22 protein-coding genes and 1 tRNA gene are annotated in these 21,837 nt (G+C 37.8%); 10 read left to right on the forward strand and 13 right to left on the reverse strand.

Translation table 11 applies throughout. The features are described from left to right. Nucleotides 1-62 precede the first annotated feature (62 nt). The 6 genes from Q2T41_RS17400 to Q2T41_RS17425 all read left to right on the forward strand — a co-directional run bounded on the left by Q2T41_RS17400 (nt 63) and on the right by Q2T41_RS17425 (nt 2,712). A tRNA-Ser gene (locus Q2T41_RS17400) sits at nt 63-147 on the forward strand. A gap of 179 nt (nt 148-326) precedes the next feature. Next, nucleotides 327-1,649, forward strand: a complete 1,323-nt coding sequence (locus Q2T41_RS17405) for a GAF domain-containing sensor histidine kinase (protein ID WP_304437114.1) — start codon at nt 327-329, stop codon at nt 1,647-1,649. A 117-nt stretch (nt 1,650-1,766) separates the two neighbouring features. After that, the gene (locus Q2T41_RS17410; RefSeq protein WP_304437115.1) at nt 1,767-1,919 is read left to right on the forward strand and encodes a hypothetical protein; all 153 of its coding nucleotides are present in this window, start codon (nt 1,767-1,769) and stop codon (nt 1,917-1,919) included. A gap of 57 nt (nt 1,920-1,976) precedes the next feature. Further along, nucleotides 1,977-2,237 (forward strand): carbohydrate kinase family protein, encoded by a 261-nt coding sequence (locus tag Q2T41_RS17415; protein WP_304437116.1) that lies wholly within the window; start codon nt 1,977-1,979, stop codon nt 2,235-2,237. A gap of 132 nt (nt 2,238-2,369) precedes the next feature. Further along, nucleotides 2,370-2,576: a hypothetical protein gene (locus Q2T41_RS17420; RefSeq protein WP_304437117.1), complete on the forward strand. Its 207-nt coding sequence runs from the start codon at nt 2,370-2,372 to the stop codon at nt 2,574-2,576. Beyond that, the gene (locus Q2T41_RS17425; protein WP_304437118.1) at nt 2,557-2,712 is read left to right on the forward strand and encodes a hypothetical protein; all 156 of its coding nucleotides are present in this window, start codon (nt 2,557-2,559) and stop codon (nt 2,710-2,712) included. Before Q2T41_RS17420 ends, Q2T41_RS17425 begins: the two co-directional genes overlap by 20 nt. A 52-nt stretch (nt 2,713-2,764) precedes the next feature. Here the strand turns inward: Q2T41_RS17425 and Q2T41_RS17430 are convergent, their stop codons facing one another. From Q2T41_RS17430 to Q2T41_RS17480, 11 genes are all read right to left on the reverse strand, one after another. After that, nucleotides 2,765-4,249 carry a mannitol dehydrogenase family protein gene (locus Q2T41_RS17430; RefSeq protein WP_304437119.1) on the reverse strand — a complete coding sequence of 495 codons (1,485 nt, stop codon included), beginning with the start codon at nt 4,247-4,249 and terminating at the stop codon, nt 2,765-2,767. Further along, nucleotides 4,246-5,967 carry a purine-cytosine permease family protein gene (locus Q2T41_RS17435; protein WP_304437120.1) on the reverse strand — a complete coding sequence of 574 codons (1,722 nt, stop codon included), beginning with the start codon at nt 5,965-5,967 and terminating at the stop codon, nt 4,246-4,248. The genes Q2T41_RS17430 and Q2T41_RS17435 overlap by 4 nt, the downstream gene beginning before the upstream one ends. Before the next feature lie 148 nt (nt 5,968-6,115). Further along, nucleotides 6,116-6,652 carry an NUDIX hydrolase gene (locus Q2T41_RS17440; protein ID WP_304437121.1) on the reverse strand — a complete coding sequence of 179 codons (537 nt, stop codon included), beginning with the start codon at nt 6,650-6,652 and terminating at the stop codon, nt 6,116-6,118. A gap of 107 nt (nt 6,653-6,759) precedes the next feature. Further along, entirely contained in the window at nt 6,760-7,143 is a 384-nt protein-coding gene (locus Q2T41_RS17445; RefSeq protein WP_089261450.1) for a DUF3037 domain-containing protein, read from the reverse strand. Next, nucleotides 7,133-7,912 (reverse strand): HipA family kinase, encoded by a 780-nt coding sequence (locus tag Q2T41_RS17450; RefSeq protein ID WP_089261448.1) that lies wholly within the window; start codon nt 7,910-7,912, stop codon nt 7,133-7,135. The genes Q2T41_RS17445 and Q2T41_RS17450 overlap by 11 nt, the downstream gene beginning before the upstream one ends. A 96-nt stretch (nt 7,913-8,008) precedes the next feature. Further along, a complete protein-coding gene (gene arsB / locus Q2T41_RS17455; protein WP_304437122.1) occupies nt 8,009-9,055 on the reverse strand; it encodes an ACR3 family arsenite efflux transporter in 1,047 nt (348 codons plus the stop codon). Nucleotide 9,056: 1 nt separating this feature from the next. Further along, on the reverse strand, nt 9,057-9,689 hold the full coding sequence (locus Q2T41_RS17460) for an arsenate-mycothiol transferase ArsC (protein WP_304437123.1): 633 nt from the start codon (nt 9,687-9,689) through the stop codon (nt 9,057-9,059). Between the two features lie 213 nt (nt 9,690-9,902). Beyond that, entirely contained in the window at nt 9,903-10,235 is a 333-nt protein-coding gene (locus tag Q2T41_RS17465; protein WP_304437124.1) for an ArsR/SmtB family transcription factor, read from the reverse strand. A 129-nt stretch (nt 10,236-10,364) separates the two neighbouring features. Next, on the reverse strand, nt 10,365-10,850 hold the full coding sequence (locus tag Q2T41_RS17470; protein WP_304437125.1) for an aminotransferase: 486 nt from the start codon (nt 10,848-10,850) through the stop codon (nt 10,365-10,367). Between the two features lie 191 nt (nt 10,851-11,041). Continuing rightward, on the reverse strand, nt 11,042-11,668 hold the full coding sequence (locus tag Q2T41_RS17475; RefSeq protein ID WP_304437126.1) for an HmuY family protein: 627 nt from the start codon (nt 11,666-11,668) through the stop codon (nt 11,042-11,044). A gap of 35 nt (nt 11,669-11,703) precedes the next feature. Next, nucleotides 11,704-13,821, reverse strand: coding sequence for a TonB-dependent receptor plug domain-containing protein (locus Q2T41_RS17480; protein WP_304437127.1), 2,118 nt, complete (start codon nt 13,819-13,821; stop codon nt 11,704-11,706). Between the two features lie 114 nt (nt 13,822-13,935). Between Q2T41_RS17480 and Q2T41_RS17485 the strand changes: the two genes are divergently transcribed. The 4 genes from Q2T41_RS17485 to Q2T41_RS17500 all read left to right on the forward strand — a co-directional run bounded on the left by Q2T41_RS17485 (nt 13,936) and on the right by Q2T41_RS17500 (nt 19,259). Then, the gene (locus Q2T41_RS17485) at nt 13,936-14,841 is read left to right on the forward strand and encodes a DUF6607 family protein (RefSeq protein WP_089261623.1); all 906 of its coding nucleotides are present in this window, start codon (nt 13,936-13,938) and stop codon (nt 14,839-14,841) included. 10 nt (nt 14,842-14,851) lie between these two features. Then, nucleotides 14,852-16,348, forward strand: a complete 1,497-nt coding sequence (locus tag Q2T41_RS17490) for an ankyrin repeat domain-containing protein (RefSeq protein WP_304437128.1) — start codon at nt 14,852-14,854, stop codon at nt 16,346-16,348. A gap of 86 nt (nt 16,349-16,434) precedes the next feature. Beyond that, a complete protein-coding gene (locus tag Q2T41_RS17495) occupies nt 16,435-16,920 on the forward strand; it encodes a DUF2271 domain-containing protein (RefSeq protein ID WP_304437129.1) in 486 nt (161 codons plus the stop codon). Between the two features lie 143 nt (nt 16,921-17,063). Further along, the gene (locus Q2T41_RS17500) at nt 17,064-19,259 is read left to right on the forward strand and encodes a PepSY domain-containing protein (RefSeq protein ID WP_304437130.1); all 2,196 of its coding nucleotides are present in this window, start codon (nt 17,064-17,066) and stop codon (nt 19,257-19,259) included. 95 nt (nt 19,260-19,354) lie between these two features. On the opposite strand, the gene Q2T41_RS17505 is transcribed toward Q2T41_RS17500, so the two are convergent. After that, a complete protein-coding gene (locus Q2T41_RS17505; protein WP_379922088.1) occupies nt 19,355-21,322 on the reverse strand; it encodes a heavy metal translocating P-type ATPase in 1,968 nt (655 codons plus the stop codon). A gap of 44 nt (nt 21,323-21,366) precedes the next feature. After that, nucleotides 21,367-21,783, reverse strand: coding sequence for a Fur family transcriptional regulator (locus tag Q2T41_RS17510; RefSeq protein ID WP_089261430.1), 417 nt, complete (start codon nt 21,781-21,783; stop codon nt 21,367-21,369). Between the last annotated feature and the right edge of the window lie 54 nt (nt 21,784-21,837).

Raw genomic sequence — 21,837 nt, forward strand, 5'->3', positions numbered from 1 at the left:
ATACATAAGAAATCATTTATATATTTGCACCCGCATTCAGGGAATACCTGATGAGGCACTCAGGAGAAATGGCAGAGTGGTCGAATGCGGCAGTCTTGAAAACTGTTGAGGGTCACACCTCCGGGGGTTCGAATCCCTCTTTCTCCGCAAGAGCAAAACCCAATATCGAAAGGTATTGGGTTTTTGTTTTTAGAGCCTATGGCGTTTTTAAATTTACTTATGTACTACACGTACTGCGGTTACTAATTAAAAATTTAAATTCGTTGACCTTGCCAAAATTGATTATATTGATTTAAGAACTCTTATTTTGCATTACAAAATACAATATGAAAATTGCGCATCCCCATCCTAAATCAAAGGAAAGAATTGAAATTTTAACCGAATATTCCATATTAGATACCTTACCTGAAAAAGATTATGACAATTTAACCAAACTCGCTGCAGAAATTTGCCAGACCCCTATATCATTGATTACCCTGCTGGACGATAAACGGCAATGGTTTAAATCCAATCATGGGCTTAATGTTCAGGAAACGCCTATTGAACATGCATTTTGTGCGCATGCCATTACTTCTGATCAGACAATTTTTTCATTGTCCGATGCAAGATCTGATGAGCGTTTTCATGACAATCCGTTAGTTACGGGTGATCCCAACATTGTTTTTTACGCCGGTATTCCATTAAAAAATTCATTTGGAGTGCCATTGGGTACATTGTGTGTGATCGATAAAAAGCCACGGACACTAACAGATAGCCAACAAGAGGCTCTTTCCATTTTATCGGAACAGGTAATCCATTTGTTAGAGCTGCGAAAGAATAAAATGGATCTAGAGCGTGCCAATGAGCAACTGATCGCATTTTCGGAAAAACTTGAAAAAAAGGTGTTGCAGCGAACGGTAGAGTTAGAGAAAAAGACAAAAAAATTAGAATTGACCAATGTAGAACTGGCTTCTTTTAATTATATATGTAGTCACGACCTACAAGAACCTCTTCGTAAAATTCAAATGTTTATTTCCCAAATTAATACCGAAGAGGCAAATCAGCTTTCTGATGATGGTAGGTATAAATTAGATCGTATCGTAGCTTCTATTGATAGAATGCGAAACCTAATACAAGACCTTCTAATGTATGGTGCGGCAGATGGTGCTCATAATAATTTGGAATCAATTTCTTTGACTGAGTTAGTAGCGGAAACCATAGAAATGCTTCATGAAGATGTAATTGAAGTTCATACAAAGATCAGCTTAGGAAAAGACTGTACCGTACATGTCATACCCGTACAATTTAGGCAACTACTTTTGAACCTCTTTTCCAATGCCATCAAGTTTGCGAGAAAAGATGTGGAAGCCAAGGTTCAAGTCTGTGGGGAAGTAGTAAACAGTACTAATTTTGCGGACTATCCCCTCAAGGCCCATACCCAATATGCCCGTATATTAATATCCGATAATGGTATAGGATTTGACCAAAAATATGAAGAAAAGGTGTTTGAGATTTTTAAACGTTTACATGGCGATACGGAATACCCGGGCACCGGTATAGGATTGGCAATCGTGAAAAGAGTGGTTCGTAATCATAAAGGTTATGTGAAGGTAAAGAGTGCGGTAGGTCAAGGTACTGCATTTGAAGTGTTCATACCTATGCCCAAATAGAGTATTCTATTTGCTTTCCATTATGGATATAATAATAGTTTTTGAAAAATTGGGGTTAAGTTTATATTGTGGGGAAAATAATAACATTTGGGGAGGTATTAATGCGTATTTCAACACGTGGAAACAAGAAATTCATACAATCAAATATTGTTGAGTTTTATTTTGAGGGAACAGGTGATTTCCATTGCTAGTTTTGGAGGCAATGTAAAACATATCAGTGCCGTTTCTCAAGATTCTATTGGAGAAACCGCTCTTGCTTATATTCGTTAATTTGGTGTAAATACTTCATCCATATTTTTTTCAAAATAACCTTTAGGTGTATATTTCTTGGAAGTAGGTGCAGTTTTTAGACCAAATATGATTTCCTATGACCGGTCTCATTCCGCATTTTCCGATATTACACCAGAAAAAGTAGATTGGGAAAATGCGTTGGAGCAAGGAAAGTGGTTGCTTTGGACAGGGATTACACCGGCGTTGTCAAAAGGTGCTTTTGATACCTTGAATGCCGGACTAAAATTGGCCAAGGAAAAAGGTTTGGTCATTTCGGCCGATCCAACGTATAGAAGTGGTCTATGGACTTATGGCTAAGATCTAAATAAGGCACTGACAATACTGCTCAAGAATTCTACTGTTTTTATTGGGGGGGGTCAATGAAATTAATGAGGGCTAGGTACCGCATATAGTTTCTCAAACAAAGCTTTTATTGAAGCAAGTAAACAGTTGGTCGCTACTTTCCCGTCAATAGAAAAAGTTTTTGATAAAATTAGGACTTCCCTAAATTCCTCCTGGCATAAAATAAGGGCTAGAATGTGGAACGGTACCGAATTTAGGGAAACGGAGGATTTGGATATTACCCATGTAGTAGATCGTATAGGTACGGGTGATGCCTTTGCCGCAGGGCTCATTTATGGGGCTGCAACAATATGATGACTACAAGGCAATGGAATTTGCAAGTGCCGTCTGTGCATTAAATCATACCTATGAAGGTGACGTCAACTTTGCAACGGTATATGAGGTTACTAATATTTTAAGTGGCGATACATCAGGACGTTTAAAACGCTAGATACATTTACCCTATTGAATCTAAATTATTTAAATGGTTTACTATGCTACGCTCAAATCATTTCCTTCATATGCTTTCTTATGTCGGTATCGTTATAAATTTTAGCAATTTTTTCTTTGTACTGGTTTGCAAACCTTTCATTATCGGCAAGGTTTCCAAAAATAGACTTCTGTTTAATGAATGCCAATGGGTCGGTACTGGTTTGCTTTGCTGCTTCATGTAATTCTTTAGCCATGGCATCGATCACTTCAATAGGTTGTCCATCTTTATTTAATTGCTTGTCACTATAATAACACCATGAAGCAATGACCAATGTGGCAAACTCAATACTGTTATGGTTTTCCAAATTATCGCTGAGAGTGGCAATTAGGAATTTTGGTAATTTGGCAGAACTTTCAGAACATATGCGGCTTACGCTATCCTTTATGTTTGGATTTGCAAAACGGGCTTCCAGACTATCCTTGTAAGTGTCTAAATCTATACCTTCTAACTGATCCAGGGTAGGGGTGGCTTCAATATCCATAAAGGTTCTTAGGTATTTAACGAACGTAGCATCTTCCATACATGCGTTTATGGTTTGGTGCCCGTGCAAAGCTCCAAGAATCCCTAAAACCGAATGGCCTGCATTTAACAAACGTAGTTTCATTTTTTCATAGGGTTTTACATTGGGCACAAATTGTACGCCCACCTTTTCCAATTCTGGCCTTCCATTGCTAAAATCATCCTCAATAACCCATTGTATAAAAGGTTCACAGGTTACGGGCCATTCATCCTTTAGTCCATATTCCTTTTCGAGGTATTCAATATCAGCTTGGGTCGTTACCGGAGTTATACGGTCTACCATACTGTTTGGGAAACTGACATTATTTTCTATCCATTGCGCTAAGTCCGGATTTTGTTTTTTGGCAAATGACATTACCATTTTTTGGGTTACATCACCGTTGTGTTCTATATTGTCACAAGACATTATGGTAAATGCAGGCAATGCACTGTCCCAACGTTTCTTTAAAGCTGCGGTCAAATATCCAAAAACCGTTTTAGGGTCGTCAGGATTTTGTAATTCATGTTGAATATCCGTATTGTTAAAATTAAATTCCCCGGTGGAAGCGTCAAAGTTATACCCACCCTCAGTAATGGTGAGCGATACAATTTTGGTCTGTGGGTTTGCCATTCTTTGAACTACAGCTTTTGGATCGTCAACACTTAATAGGATATCCTTAATGGAACCAATTATACTTGTTTCAATATTTCCATCAGGATGTTTTATGATTAGTGAATATAGGCCATCCTGTTTTTTTAAAACATCATAAATTTTCCGATCCCCTTCACGTAGTCCTACGCCACAAATAGCCCACTCATTGGCATTTTTTGTTTCTTGAAGCTTGTTCGTATAAAATGCTTGGTGTGCTCTATGAAAACCTCCTACACCAACATGTACAATTCCTATTTCAAGATCATTTCTAGAATATGTTGGACTTGTAATATGGGTAGCTATTTCAGCTAGATTGTTTTGGGTAAGTGAAATTGCGTTTTTCATTGATTTTTAGATTTTTGTTTGCCACGCTGTAATGCCCAATACGCAACAACGAAATATACTATGGTACAAATGAAGGCATAATTATAAAATTGCTCCCTATTTTCCTGGTAGTTTATTTCATTTGTACTGCCAAATAATACAATAGATGCAAGTATTAATGTACATATAAGGGCCACTATACCTATAGTGGTCAATATTCTCGTTAATATAGACTTGTCCTTTGCTTTTACATCTGTCAATTTTGCTTTTTCGTCTTGGTATTCCTCTATCTGCCTGTTACGTATATACTCTTTTTGTGCTTCCTCTGGATATTCTTTTTTGGCACCAAAACGACCTGCCAAAAAGGTGTATACCAAAATTGTAAATATCCAAGTAGGTATAAATAGATAGAAAAATGAAATTACATTTAACGCATTTAAACCAAAACCAAAGAATAGGCCCAATGCCCAAGAGGCAACTGCAGGAGTGCTAAAAGTTAATTTCTGATAGAGCGACCAATATCGTGTGTATCCTACTCGGGGGAAAATCTGATGTTCTGCAAATACAATACCTCCTACGGGTACAACGATCAAGCCCGCATAAGTTAGTAACGGTAATATTTGTGAGAAAACAAATGGGAAACATGCTATTATTATGGTTACTATACCTACGGCAAGTGTGGTTTTTTTTCTGGAATGATTGTGGAAAATTGCCTGAGTTGCCAAACCTGCCCTATATAAGTTGGTTATGGCTGTGGTCCAACCGGCTACAATCACGATGACAAAACCAGACCAACCAAGCGCATAATAGGCAACATCGCCCGGATCAAGTTGCACTATTGATTTGCCTAATATTACGGCCGCACCTGCACCCATGATTCCCGCAGCAATCCAGGCCACATAATGCCCGAACATCATTCCCGTACTGGTTGCCAAGGCATAGGATTTCTTTTTTGCGAAACGAAGTAAGGCCATATCTATTAATCCAAAATGGGTGATTGTATTTGCAGCCCATGCAAAACCAATTACCTCTATTAAACCTATGCCAGGTTGGCCATTACTATCTATACCTGTCCAAATGGATTGATTGCCCAAGGCAATAAAATCATTCCAGCCATCTGGAATAGTTTTTCCTAAAACATCAAGGGACAAAGCAGGTAGGAGTACCATGGCACCACTTGTAAACATGACAAATAGCCATGGAGCACAAATACCTGAAAATTCAGATACCGCATTAAAACCATATATGGCAATGGTGACCACAAAGGCTCCCACACAAAAAACAATAAGTACAAACCACATATTGGTTGGGTACCAGTTCAACTGGGCGGGAATATCAAAGGCAAAACGCACCGCAGTGGATGATACGGTAATCATGGCGGCAGATATTACGGAGAATATAAGTACATTGGCCCAGTTGTAGAGCTTTGTCATGGAATCGCCCGCTATTTTATTCAGGTAAGTGTACAGACTTAACCGGGTTTCCACAGCTATTGGAGATGTTATTAATGTCCAGCTCAATACTGCCAAAATATTGCCAATGAGCAAGCCGAGTAAAATATCCTTGGTCTTTGCGCCAAGGGCTACAAAGGTGGCTCCAATTACAAATTCCGTGGCGGCAACATGTTCTGCGGCATATAGGCCAGCAAAATGGGTCCAGTCATGTAGCTTATGTTTAGAAATGGGCAACTGTTCCTCATCTAGGTCATCGAATTGTTGAAGGTTTTTAGCATTATCCATAATGTCAATTGGTTGTTAATTTTGTTGAAGTTATTAAGATAATAGAAAACATACAGCTTTGACCAAAATGTTTAAAAACATGATTTTGTATAGTTTGTTAACTTGTTTGGCAACTGAATGATATGCGTCTATATATACAAACTATGTTTCAATGGATGGGTTTAGGAGCTGCATAACGACTAGCAATCAGTTCAAGTAAAAAAGTTTCCCTTATTATGGACATGCCCATTTTATTACTGGTGATCATAGTTCTTTTATTATGTGCTATGGCTTTATCAATATCTATCCATAATGCTTTCATGCCATTTTTTATCTCATAGGCTTCCAGCTTTGTTGGGCCTAGTTCTTTGCTCACTTCACATGTATAACAATAGGATATCATATGTTGTATTTCATGGTCCGGTTTGTACCAAGGTCTAAATTCTTCATATATTCCAAAGGGTTGAATATTCTTAATATCCTTGGCTCCGGTTTCCTCGCTAAGCTCACGGATCATACCTTCTATGTTGTCTTCGCCAATGTCCAAACCACCTCCTGGAAGGCTATAATCTTCATACCTTGCGGTATACACTAATAGGATGGCATTACCGTGCATGGCAATGCTTCTGGTGGCCAGTCTCTTTAAAATGGACTTGTTTTTTAAAGAAGTGACTTCGGGATGGTAATGGCATTTTAAAAGTTGCATGAATATTTTTTTGTAATTGATATGGGTTGAAAAAAGAAGAATTTATCTATTGGTATGTTTAAAGAGATCACTAAAAGTCTTGCAGATTTTTTGTTTCGCCCCCTAGTTTAAAGCACATATTCCTTGAATATATATTCTAATTCCTTAATGGGGTCAACACTTAATCCGGAACGGGTTGTTGAACTTTGGATAATAGTACTTCTACATGCGGTAAGCCATCCAAAACGGTCTGTTAAATCTAACTTCCCTATTGCTCCACCGGATGCATTGCCGTCACAGATCAGTTTCCATCCTTCTAAATACGTGTTTATAAGAGAAGGTTCCAGTTCTGGCGAGAATACTTTTAATTTATTTGTATCAATATAATATTTAATATCAAGAAACTTTAAGCGTTTGCAATACAGAATAACACCTACATTAAAAAATTCCTCTCTTTCAACTTTAGGAACGATTCTTATAATGGCGTATTTAAAAAGGTATCTATCTTGCATCTTCAGCTTCTTTTACGAGTACATCCATCATGGCCAATTTAGTGGTAATAAATTGTCTATAGGCGGCTCTTTTTTCCGCTACATTTAACATATCGGATTCGTTGGTTAACCAGTCTTCTGGGATTTTAGAAATAATATCGCTGACCGTTTGTTCTTTCAGTAGTGCTTTTATTTCCTGTGCAGCTTCTGGCAATGCTGTAGCTTGAGCTAATAAAACATGATCCTTTATAAACGGAAAAGTTCTGGAAAGATGATTTTCCCAAGTATCCCAATTATGGTGAAAATAAAAACTTGCGCCGTTATCTATAACCCATACTTCATTGTGCCAATAGAGTAGGTTGGCATTCTTTGCGGTGCGGTCTATATTGCTTATAAGGCTATCCAATACAACTATTTTTGACGCGGTAAGGGCATCTGCCTTAGAGGCCAAAGGATCAAAAGTGATTGCGCCGGACAAAAAATGCAATCCTAGGTTTAAGCCTACACTAAATTTCAACAAATCTTGAATTTCTTCATCCGGTTCCGTTTGTCTGAACGAATCCTCCAAATTCATAAAAACCAATTCCGGTACCTTTAATCCTATGGCACGCGCCAGTTCACCACCAATGAACTCTGCAATTAGTGATTTTTTTCCTTGTCCGGAACCCCTAAATTTTAATACATATAAGAAATCATCATCGGCTTTTACGATTGCAGGCATTGAGCCCCCTTCCCGTAAGGGCTGTATATACTGAACAACGTCTACCGTTCTGATATCAATGGTTTTCATAAAGCTAAATTAGCAATTATAAAGTGAACGTTTTTGGTGGTGCCAAATTGCTCCATTGCTTTTTACGCATGACATTAAAATTGTAAGGTTAATGGTTTATACAGCGGTATTGCCGAAATATTTTTTACGCAGCCAAAAGGAAACCCTTACCAACAATATTAAGGCCGGCACCTCCACTAAAGGGCCAATGACCCCCGCAAATGCTTGACCGGAATTTAAGCCAAAAACCGCTATGGCGACTGCAATGGCCAATTCAAAATTATTGCCTGCAGCCGTAAATGCAACTGAAGCTGTTTTGTCATATGTTGCCCCAGATGCTTTTGTAAAGAAAAAACCTATTATGAACATTAGCGTAAAATATATAAGTAACGGTATGGCAATGATTAAAACATCCATGGGTATCTCAACGATCAACTCTCCTTTTAAAGAAAACATTATTACTATGGTAAACAGTAAAGCCAATAAGGTCATGGGGGCAATGATTGGGATAAATTTGTTTGTATACCACTCTTCTCCTTTTATTGGTACCAATAGTAATCTGCTCAAAATACCCATTAAAAAAGGTATGCCTAAATATATTGCCACACTTTCCGCAATTGTACTGATAGAAATGTCTACAATGGCACCTTCAAAACCAAAATAGGGTGGTAGTACGGTAATAAAGATCCATGCATAAAAACTGTAAGCAAATACTTGAAAAATACTGTTTAAGGCAACCAATCCGGCTCCATATTCACTACTGCCCTCTGCCAAATCATTCCACACCAATACCATGGCAATACAACGTGCTAATCCAATCAAGATAAGTCCCACCATATATTCCGGATAATCCCTTAAAAAGGTAATGGCAAGCACAAACATTAATATGGGTCCAATAATCCAATTTAAAATAAGGGAAATGGTAAGTATCTTAGTGTTTTTAAAGACTTTTGGCAATAATCTATAATTAACTTTTGCCAAAGGCGGATACATCATTAATATAAGACCGATCGCAATAGGGATATTGGTAGTACCTCTATTAAAAGAATTGATAAAGGTTGGAAATGTTGGGAAAAAATAGCCTATTGCTACTCCAAAGGCCATTGCGGCAAATATCCACAAAGTAAGGTTACGGTCTAAAAAACTCATTTTTTTTGATGCCATCTTATAAATTTATTTGTGAGAATACATACAAAAGTTCTGTAGCAATCTGTATGCTCCTTTCATGATATTTTTCTGCTTGTTGAGGGGTGTTGTCAAAAGCTTTGGGGTCATTGAACGTAATAGGAATTCGCTTTTCTGCACCCGCAATGAACGGGCAGCCACCATCTGCTTGGGAACAGGTCATAATAGCGGCAAATTCCGATTTTGGATTGAATTCTGCATCCAATTTTTTGGAAAAACCTATGATAGGATGTTCGTTATCCGCATATTTTATACTGTAGACAGGATTTTCGTTTTCCGTAATCTGTTCAATCTTAAAACCAGCATTTCTTAATGTTTCTGCTGCCATTGGGAAAAGTGCGGTAGCCTCCGTACCGCCAGAATAACAGTGCACATTCTTTATTTGAAAGTAATAGGCCATCGTCTGGGCCCATACTTGTGAAAGATGGCTCCTGCGAGAATTGTGCGTACAAATAAAATTGATCCTTATGGGTTGTTGATCATTAACCTTGTTTTGGATAAAATCAATTAACGGTTGTAAAATGATTTTCCGTTCATCAGTAATACTTTCAGGATTTAAAGTCTTGATAATCTTTTCTATATCAGTAAATAAATTAGTTTTTGTCGTTGTCATGTTTAATGGTTTTACAGTATGGTGAATAGTAATTATTGCTTTTAGCCGATCATGATCGATTTTCTATGCTTGTAGCGTAAAATTTAGTTTCTTAAGCATTTTATGCGTGAGTATGGATTTAATGAATTTGCATCGTTATAATAATATGTTTAATATATTAGTTCAACTTTATATTTGTTCATTGCAATTTTACGATGAATCTGCATAAATTTTTTAGCAACAATCCATATCTTGGGACACGTCTTGGTCTAAAAATTCCATCATAATAGTTTTCATGGCCGTCCAATTTTTCTTGTCTATGCAATAACAAACACTTGTACCTTCTACGTTACCCTTTATTAAACCTAAATTCTTTAATTCCTTTAAATGTTGTGAAATTGTGGGTTGGGCCAAACCTATTTCGTTGACTAGGTCACCACAGACGCAGGCATTCATTTTAAAAAGATGCTGTAATATGGCCACCCGTGCCGGATGTCCAAATACCTTTGCAAAAAGGGAAATCCTATTCTGACCCTCTGTAAACATTTCCGTTTTGGCTAAGCCCATATCCTTAATTGATTGTTACATTGCAATATTACGATTAATAATTTAATTATATACGTATTGCTTAATTATTTTTAGGTACTAACAAATTCTAATTTCTAGATTATTTCGATGAAGAACATGTGGCATTGATTATACTGCACTGATCAATGCTAAATATAAATTTGCAGCGTACCCGCAGTACACAACCATTTCTTCAAGATTTATACTTGAAACATAATTGCCGGTTTCGATATTATAGTCATAATTTAATTTGGACCAACTATTAACAGACTTCATGGTCAATTGATGTTTGTTGAATTCATCAAATAATTCAAACCTTAATTTAAAGACTGCCTTATTTTTTAAAACATAATTAATTTCCTTACCGGGGATATGCTCCATTCTAATGACCATATATCCTTTAAGGTTAAAGGTAATGTCCCCAATAACATGCCCGTTTTTACTGATGTCAACTTTACTGGTCCATATGTTTTTCGGCTTTATTTCTATGTGGTTCCCGTTTATAATTGTGCGCGCTTTTCCGGAAAACCAATTCGTATACTCCAATTCACAGATTTCTTGATTTTGGCTTACTAACTTAAAATTTCCTTTTCCCGAGCTTGATATTATTTTCATATTTATATAGGTGCTATAGTATTTTTGAACATTAATAGTTGTTCTTGGTAGGTAGTTTAAATATTGGGTAATCCCATTTCAAAATACAATTTTTTGTTCTGTTGTCCCCTTTTGTTTATGTATTTAAAAATTTAAACAGCAAAGCTCATCCATTACAGATGAGCTTTGCAACAAACAACTCAAAAAGCAAATTATTCCAATGAAGTATCTCCTTCATTAGGGTTGTACACATAGTTAAATGTATAATAAGGGGTTGCGTCTACAAATGCATCAGGTGCAGCTGGCGCGTTTTCGTAATAACTGATAATCTCCACTTTGGCAAAATTGCCTTCCGTAGTTCTAAAAACAAATATTTTACCTGGAATAGGGGTGATTAAATGAGATGGTGGACCAGCATAATTGTACCAACCATTATCGCTTCCGGTTGGTATTGCAAATGCCGTATCAGTATCTTGCACAAAGGTTAGTCCATCTGCAGTACTTACACTTGCCATAGTGCCAGTAACCATTGCTACACCTACATTACTGTTGCGCACAGGTTCATCTGCGGTTCCTGTTTCCGTACCTCCGTTAATAGCTATGGTGGTACCCCTAAAAGCAATATCCCAATCCGTTTCGCTCGTTGTTACGGCACCGGTTTCAAAATCGAATTTGGTAAATTCGCCCCCAACTGGCTCTCCTTGTCCACCTGTTTGTGGTGCATAAAGGTTGCTTATGGATTCAGTTTGTACTGGGTCTAACGGTGTGCTGTCATCGTCATCGTTGCAAGAGGCAAAAGCCATTGCTAAAAATGTTAGTGCTAAAATGTTCTTCGTCATAATCATGTAATTAATTCCTGTTTGTTTTCAGGGGGTTAAAATTGATAGTTTAGTTTAATGTATGCTTGAATGCCCGGCATACTCGGGATATTGCTATCTGTGTAATCCAATAGGTTATTTGCGCCTACCTGGAGATTCAATTTTTTGTAAAAAGTCTTAGCTGCCGCTGCATTTAAGGTTAAAAATCCGTTGATGAAACTATTGTCGTAAGTGTCTATCAATCCATTGCCGTTAGCATCATATTGAGCATATTTACTACGGTATAAGACCCTTAGGTTGAAATCAGTATTTGCAGGCGCTATTGTATAGAAAACTTTAAAATTAGCATTATGCCTTGATCGGTTAATAAGTCCGTAATAATCTGCTTTTTCCAGTACCATTGTTTGACCGTTGACTGGGTGCCGTACAAAAACATCCCTATTTGCCACACGATTTTGCTGCTGTTTGTCAAAAGCGAATAATAGTTGATAACCTGCACTTAACTTAAGTGAGCTAGTTGGGGAGTATTTAGAATTGAGCTCTAGTCCAGTAGTATATATTTCATCAAAATTGTCGTAGCTAAAGACATTTTGACCATTTGTTTTACGTGCAACTATACGGGTGTCAATTAAATTTTTAAAATCATTTCTAAAAAAATTTACAGTCGTTGTTAGCCTAGGTAGAGTATGGGTAAACCCTATGTTATAACCAATAGAACTTTCTGCCTCTAAGGGTCTTGAGAGTTCGTCTTCCGTAACTAAAATGTCCAGTAATTGATCTTGTCCATTTAACTCCCGCAGTTTTTCTATGGCCACATTATAACCAAGTACGGTATACCCAACTGCGGAGTTGGTAAAATCAAAGTATAATTGTCTAAAATCTGGAGCCTTAAAGCCATAACCTATAGAGCCTTTAATAGAAAATGTGCTATTTGCCTTGTAGCGTATTGCAAGTTTTGGGCTAAATTGATTGTTGTACTCCGAATGTTTATCAAACCGGAGTCCCGCTATAACATTTAATTTTTCCAAAGGCTCTACATCATATTGCAAATACATATAATTAGATATAAACCTAACGGACTCATCAAAGTATGTGCGCTCCAACGCATCATATTGTAAACCTGTTCCAGCAGTAAGGGTTCCTGTGCCCAAGCCGGTATCCTTTGCATTGTTGGGATTTTTAAACTGGTAACTTCCCCTTATTTCCGGTCTAAATAATTTTTGGTCAAAATAACTGTTGCTGGCAACGAAGGCGGTAATTGGGTCCTCTAAATATTCCTGTGCTGTATAGTTGGTGTAATATATTTCATAGGAGGTGTGCAAACGTGCATTTGGTTTATGGTCAAGTCTTACATGGGCGTTCCATTCCTGTTCTTCGGTATCACCTTGGAATGCTATACTATCTTGTATAAAACCTCCATCCTGAACCTGTTTGTAGAAACGGGCAGATGTAAACAGGGTTAATTTGTCATTAAAATCATAGTATAGGCGCCCATTAGCTGTATAGTTTTTAAATGGGTTTACGGTTTGTCCGGCAATATCCTTATTTAAATCGTAGCCATTACTTGAAAATCTATTTGCAAAAAAACCGTACCTAAACTTTTTAAATCCTTGTTTGATATCCGCATTAATGTCCTGTTGACTGTACGTGCCAATTCTATAGGAAAGATTACCATCAAAAATTTCTCCTTTAGGCTTTTCGGTAATAATATTGATGACGCCGCCCAACGCCTCAGAGCCATACAGACTACTAGAAGGACCCTTGACAACTTCTATTTGTTTGATATTACCTACAGTTAACCTGCTTAGGTCAAAATTGCCTGCATTTCTACCTACAAGTGGTACGCCGTCTATTAATATCAATATATAGTCCGAAGCTATGCCTTGAATTTGAATACCTTGAAAACCACTTTCATCGGTTACGGTAATAATTCCTGTTTGCTCGTTCAGTAATTCGTTCAAACGGACAGTACCCGTTCTGCGGATAGATTCTTTATCGATCAAGGTTACAGGAAGGGGCAGTGACGATAATTGCCTTTCTGTACGGGTAGCGGTTACAATAACTTCAGTAAGGTGTAGTGCTTCCACAGAATCTTTTGCGGTAACATTAGCCGTTTGGGCCATTACCTGATATATGGAAGCGGACGCTACTAGAAGATAAATATTTAAACGCATCAATATTATTTAGAATAATTCTTAATAGTGAGCAAATATATAAACAATTCTTATTTAGAATAAATAAAAATAGTTATTTTTGTCCATGAACTTTATATGAGAAAAATTCAACCAATGAAAACACCTTTATATTTCCTTATCGTCCTGTTCGTATCGGGACCAATAATAGCGCAAAAGCAGAAAAAGAAACAGGACATTAATGCAATCAAGAGTATGTGCGGCTGCTATGAGGTAACTTTTAATTTTGCGGAAACCTTTCATTATAGTAATGATTCCCTTTATAAACCATCAAAAACAAAAGTTGATAAAGGTTTGGAATGGGCACAATTAATTGTTGATGAGGATGATAAGATTTCAATTCAGCATTTGCTTCAGGTCGGCGACCCATCGGCCCCACACATAGTTAAGCATTGGAGACAAGATTGGCTTTACCAGAATACGGACCTCTACACATATAATGCAAACAATACGTGGTCCTATACTAATTTGCCTGCCGATAAGGTAAAGGGTCAATGGACCCAAAAAGTATATCAAGTTGATGATAGTCCACGATATGAGGGTTCGTCCTCTTGGGTACATGTTGACGGCAAAAGTTTTTGGGAGAATACTGCAGATGCGCCATTGCCAAGAAGGGAATATACCACTAGAAGTGATTATAATTTGACTGTTCGTGGTAATAGACAGGAAATTACGGAATACGGCTGGTTGCACGATCAGGACAATGCCAAGGTTATTCGTGAGCCAGGCAAGGAAGATATTGTTTTGGCTAAGGAAAAAGGGTATAACACCTATGTTAAGGTAGATGATGGGCAATGTGCCGCAGCGGCTAATTGGTGGAAGAAAAATGCAGATAAATGGGCTTTGGTACGTACAAAATGGGATCAAGTATACGGTAGGAACAAAGACTTGACCTTAGCGGAGAAAGTTGACCATAAAGTATTGTATAAATATCTTTTTGATGAAGGATATGAGGACCAAGCTAAAATTAACCAAGTAATAGAATCATTTGTAAAGAACTAAATATTTTAAAATGAAAGTAATTAAGAATTTATCCTTAGTCGCCTTATTTCTGGGTACCGTTGTTACGGCCCAACAAAAAAATGAATTGCATGACCGTGGGTTTTGGAAGAGCAACCCTTCCGTTGCAATCGTAAAACAAAAAATAGCGGAGGGTAACGATCCCGTAGCAAGTAATGATAATGCCTTTGATGCAACTACTTTTGCTTTAATGGGAAAGGCCAGTGTAGATGTCATAGCCTATCTGTTATCATTGGACGGTAATGCCGTGGATAAAAAAACACATGATAGTCGTATATATCTTCATTGGGCCGGTTATGCAGGTAATGAAGAGGTGGTCAACTATTTATTGGAGCAAGGTTCATCCGTAACGGCATTGGATAGTCATCAATTTACGCCATTGGCCTTTGCGGCAAATGCCGGATTGACCAACCCTGCAATTTATAATGCTTTTGAAGGTAAAGGAGTTGATCTTGCCAAAGAAAAAAATGATTACGGCGCCAACTTATTGTTAATGGCTGCACCTTCTATTAAAAATGAAGAAGAACTAAATTTCTTTTTGTCTAAAGGGCTAGCGCTTGAAAGTAAAGACGATGACGGTAACGGTATTTTTAACTATGCCGTTAAAAAGGGAAATATTGATTTTCTGAAATTATTGGTCTCAAAAGGTGTGGACTATAAAAGTTTGAACAAGGAAGGGGGCAATGCTTTCTTGTTCGCTACCCAGGGTGGAAGAGGCTATAGTAACCCGTTACCGGTGTATGAATATTTGAAAAGCTTAGGATTGGAACCCAATGTGGTGACCAAAACGGGAACTACGCCATTACATAGATTGGCAGCTGGTAATAAGGATGTAGATATCTTTAAATTTTTTCTAGCTGCTGGTGTCAATGTCAATCAAAAGGATGAAATGGGAAATACTCCGTTTTTAAATGCAGCTTCTCGTAACGATTTGGCTATTGTTGAACTTTTAGGTGAAAATGTCAAAAACTATAATTTGGCCAATAATGATGGTCAAACAGCATTAATGCTTGCAGTAGAAAATAATGATCCAAATGTAGTAGACTATTTACTGAAAAATGGTGCAGATGCATCGGTCAAAGATGCTGAGGGCAATTCATTGGCTTATTATTTGGCCGCTTCCCATAGCTCCAGAAAACCTCAAAATTTTGATGCTAAACTACAATCGTTAAAAGAAAAGGGTGTTGCTTTCAACACCGTACAGGCAGGAAATAATACCTTACTTCATATTGCAGCTAAAAACAATGACCTGGAATTGTTGAAAAAACTGGATAGTTTTAACATCGCTATTAACGCTAAAAATAACGAGGGATTGACCGCTTTGCATTTGGCGGCGATGAAGGCGGAAAATGATCGTATGCTCAAATATTTGGTGTCCAAGGGGGCGGATACCAAAATAACGACCGATTTTGAAGAAACGGTCTATGATTTGGCAAGTGAAAACGAAGTGTTGGCCAAAGGACAGACTTCATTAAATTTCTTAAAGTAATATTGCCTTTAAGGGTAATCGTAAATAGTATATAGGATTGATGATGGATAACACATCAATTAGTTAAATATAGAATAGAGTAATAGATGAAAAAATTAATCAAATTTATACCGTCAATACTATTGGTAGGGTCACTGTTAACGGCATTTACCACAGTAGACAAACAACCTGTTAAATGCTTAATTCAATTGACCAATTACAGTGGTGAAGGAGCGTATATAGTTGTTTCCATTGTTAATGATAAAGCCAATTATGAGGAGACTTTATATGTTATAGGTAAAGATAGTGAATGGTACAGCGAGATTACGGAATGGTGGAAATTCTACGGTAAGAGTAGGCCAAATATCGATGCTATTTCAGGGGAGACCATTAGTGGTGGTGAACGTACCTTGTCCGTACTACAGATTCCAAAGGATAAAATAGATAACGGGTATAGTATACGATTTGAAACTTCTGTGGAGGATAAAGGCTATTTTGCGGACGATATCCAATTTGAGCTGACTTCAGAAAACCTTAAGGCGAAAGTAGAAGGCAAAGGATTTATCCGCTATGTAAGAATGTTACCCCAATAGTGTTAGTGTTTATGTTGAATTAAATGTTCTGGGATGTCCGTAGACCGATATTCCGGAACATTTAGATTATACTACTTACTTACATTTAATCCATAATATAAGCCCTTCTTGAAGGTTTCCGTTTACGTTATTTTTATATTTCTATGACCATTTCCATTTGGCGCTATAGTCACCTAGTTCTTGCCCTTGTATCTTCTTTGTTCTTGCTGGTCGCTGCGGTTACCGGTGTTATTCTGGCTGTGGAGCCTATAACACATCAGACCAAGGGGTATGCCGTTCATGATTTGGAAGATGTGCCATTAGGAGTCGCCATAAATGCATTGAAACAAAACTATGATGAGGTGCTTGGCCTGGAGGTGGAATCTTCCGGTTTTGTTAAGGCACAGGTATTGACAATGGATTTGGAGACATTGGATATTTATATTGATCCAAAAACAGGAGGAAAGTTAGGGGAGGTAGAGGAGCGGCCCTATATCTATACATTTGCTACCAATTTGCACCGTTCCTTGTTTCTAAAAAGCGTTGGCCGATTTTTTGTAGGATTGATATCTTTATTATTGTTTATTATAGTGGTCACCGGCTTGGTTTTACTTGCCAAACGCCAAGGTGGGTTCAAAAAAATATTTAGCAAGGTTCAAAAGGATTATTTTGAACTTCGTTATCACGTAATCTTAAGTAGGTGGTTCCTAATACCCATTATTATTTTATCCATAACCGGGGTCTATCTATCCGCAGAAAAGTTTGATCTGCTTCCAGATAGTATAGAAGTACCCCAAGAAATGGATGTTGACCATAGTGCTGAGATCTTTGCTGATATACAGGACGTGCCATTTTTTAAGGAAACCACTTTAGACGATGTACGGCAAGTAGAATTTCCTTTTTCTGACGATCCAGAGGATTACTATAGAATAGCGTTGTCCGATAGGGAGATACAAGTAAATCAGCAGACGGGAGCTATTGTGACCAGTATCAATTATCCTTTTACCGTACTGGCTTCCAGATTGAGTCTGGTCTTGCATACCGGTGAGGGCAATGTACTGTGGTCCATTATTTTATTATTGGCAAGTGCTTCTATTCTGTTTTTTATGTATTCTGGTTTCGTAATGACTTTAAAACGAAGGAAAAAAGGAAAGGTCAGCATAAAAATGCCTAATAAAGATGAATGTGAATATATTATTCTGGTGGGTTCCGAAACCGGAACAACCTTTGATTTTGCCCAACGTTTCTATGATGGATTAAGTAAAACCGGAAAGAAAGTGTATCTGGCCGAATTAAATAAATATACCACTTACGCGCGTGCAACACATATGATTATCTGTACAGCTACTTATGGTGAGGGTGAGCCACCTACCAATGCCAGAAAGTTTTCGACCTTGTTTTCTAACATCAAGCAACCTAATACAATCTCATATGCGGTAATTGGTTTTGGATCCTTGGAATACCCGGATTATTGCAAGTTTGCAATCCAGATTGATGCATTGTTACAGGCAGATTCAAATTTTACTCCGGTTATGCCTTTGTGTAAAGTAGACAGTGCAAATCATGAAACCCTTGCCAATTGGGTAGATCAATGGGGTAATCGTCAAGGTTTAAAAATTTCTTTGGAACATACTTACATTAAGGAGATAGAACGTGTAAAAATCCCGTTCGAGCTAACTGAACGTACGGGCCTTAATGTGGATGACACCTTTTTGCTGAAATTTAGGCCAAAACAAAAAATAACCTTCACTTCTGGTGATCTGTTGGCCGTATTTCCCGATGAATCGGGTCTGGTACGTCAATATTCCATTGCCAAAATCAATGATGAAGTATTACTTAGTGTTAAAAAACACGAAATGGGTCGTGGATCCAATTATTTATATGCACTGGAAGTAGGGAACGTTATAGAAGCTGCAATAGATGTTAATGCGCATTTTCATTTTCCTGAAAAATCGGCCATGGCCATATTAATTGCCAATGGTACGGGCATAGCTCCCTTTTTAGGTATGCTACAACATACTAGACAGAAGCAAATTGCATTGTTCTGGGGAGGGAGAACGCGGAATTCTAGTTTGATCTACGAGAATTTCTTAAATGGGATTATTACAACGAACGAAAAAATTTCTTTCATGCCATGTTTTTCCCGGGAAGTTGAAAAACGGTACGTTCAAGATTTGGTCCGTGAACAACAAAATGTTGTGTTGCATACCTTAACTAATGGTGGCACGGTCATGATTTGCGGTTCTTTAGCCATGCAGCATGAGGTGCTCGATGTGTTGGAAACTATATTGATTGAAAATACTACCCTTACTACTGAGGAACTGCAAAAGAAAGGGCTTATAAAGACAGACTGTTATTAATATTAAGTTTTCCAAATACAATACCTGTACCTAGTGTTTCAATTATCAAAAATACTTTTGATAAATATGTATTAACGAATTTCTCGTAAAGCTAGTTAATCCCAATTCATCCTTTGAAGTCTTACGGCATTTAAAATTGCAAGTAAAGCCACGCCTACATCGGCAAAAACAGCTTCCCACATTGTTGCTAGACCACCGGCACCTAATGCCAATACAAGTACTTTTACACCAAATGCCAACACAATATTCTGCCAAACGATCGCTCGGGTAGAGTTTCCTATTTTAATGGCCCTTGCAATTTTTGAAGGTTGGTCTGTTTGTATGATTATATCTGCTGTTTCTATTGCAACATCACTACCTAGCCCACCCATGGCAATACCTACATCACTGATGGCCAGTACCGGAGCATCATTTATCCCATCTCCTACAAAAGCAACATTAACATGCGGGTCTTTTTGCAATTTCTCGACTTCGCGAAGCTTATCTTCCGGTAAGAGACCGCCCAATGCCCAATCCAGACCCAATTCAACGGCTATTTTTTGGGTGATTTGGTCTTTGTCCCCAGAAAGCATAATAATCTTTTTAACTCCGGCATCACGTATTTGTTTTATTGCTTGGTGGGCATCATCCTTAAGTTCGTCGGCAATGGTAATATAGCCGGCAAATTTTCCGTCAATCGCAACCATAATGATGGTTTCCACAATTTGATCGGTAGTTGTTGGTACTTTAATATCATGGGCCGTCATCAAAGCTTTGTTCCCTGCCAAAACTATTTTGCCATTTACATTGCCCCTAAGTCCTTTGCCCGGAATTTCTACGACACCAGTTGCGGTATATTTATTGGCTTCTGTATTGTACGCTATAATTGCCTTTGCTATGGGGTGGGTAGATTTACTTTCTATAGCGATCAAGTAGTTCATGAAATCGGCCTCTGTAATGATCTGATCTGTAGCAAGATCACGAACTTTAAATACCCCTTTGGTTACCGTACCTGTTTTATCCATGACTACAGTATTCACTTTGGTCATGCTATCTAAAAAGGAGGCGCCTTTAAAAAGAATTCCGTTACGGGAAGCTGCTCCCAAACCGCCAAAATACCCAAGGGGAATTGAAATGACCAACGCACAAGGGCATGAAATCACTAGAAAAATCAATGCCCTATATAGCCATGTGCTGAATACATAGTCCTGAACAAAAAAATAGGGTATAAAGGTTAGGCCTATTGCCAGAAAAACTACAATAGGTGTGTAAACGCGCGCAAATTTACGTATGAACAGTTCTGTTTTGGATTTGCGGGCAGTTGCATTTTGAACCATTTCTATAATACGGGCTATGGAGCTATCCTTGAAGGCTTTAGTGGTTTCAACCTCTATGACCCCGTCTAAATTGATGCTTCCTGCAAATACGCTTTCCCCTTTCTTTACCGAATCTGGTTTGCTTTCTCCTGTCAACGCAGATTTGTTCATAGAGCCTTTTGCGGAAAGCAGTATACCATCCAACGGTATTTGTTCTCCTGCGCGAACTTGAATTACCTCCCCGATGGATACGGATTCCGGAGCTACGCCAATATATTCATTATTACGGAGTACCGTAGCTAATTTTGGTCTTACCTCCAATAGTGCCCTAATATCGCCTTTTGCCTTTTTGACCGCTGCGCCTTGAAAAAGTTCCCCTACGGCATAAAATAGCATTACAGCTACAGCTTCTGGGTATTCACCAATTGCAAAGGCGCCAATGGTTGCAATGCCCATCAAAAAGAATTCAGTGAAAAAATCCCCTTTTTGAATACTTTCCCAACCGGCTTTTAATACTGGTAGACCAACGGGTATATATGCTATGATATACCATAATGGACGGATCCACCCATTCCAAAATAATATCTGGTTGTAATCCAAGATTATTCCCAGTACCAGCAAGGAAAAGCTAAATATGGCTGGTATATAGACTTTAAGTCTATTTGTATCATTGTCGTTTAGGTCATTTTTATGGTCATCATGACAATGCGCGCATGTACTGGGATTTATGGTATTCTTTTCTAACTCTTTGTTCTTTTGATGCTTCATAATTATCGCAAGTTCCATAAATTATGAATGCAACAGTAGTGCAATTAATGCGTGCTGCAATTTTCACAGACTCCCTTTATTACCAAGTTCACATCTTCTGCAATGTAACCTTTTGGTAAATTAATATGGGGTATTTTATGCTCGGTCAGGCAAATCGTTGTATCGCATTGGCTGCAGTGAAAATGTAAATGAAGATCTTGGTCAATTTCACAGTTGCAACCAGGTTCACAAAGTGCAAATTTAGAAACATGGGTGCCATCATCTATTTGATGTACTATACCGTTTTCCTCAAATGTTTTAAGGGTACGGTATAGGGTAGTACGTTCAGCTTTTTCAAAGGCATTTTCTATATCTGTCAATGCAAGGGCAGATTTTTTTTCTGCCATATATTTATAGATAAGAATGCGCATTGCCGTTGGACGCACATTTTTAAGTGTTAGGGTTTGTTCTATTTCATTCATGATAGGAATAGGTTTTTTATGTTCCCTAATACATGGGTAATCAGTCTTTTAGTG

This window comes from Maribacter confluentis, from assembly GCF_030505015.1.
Classification (GTDB): Bacteria; Bacteroidota; Bacteroidia; order Flavobacteriales; family Flavobacteriaceae; genus Maribacter; species Maribacter sedimenticola.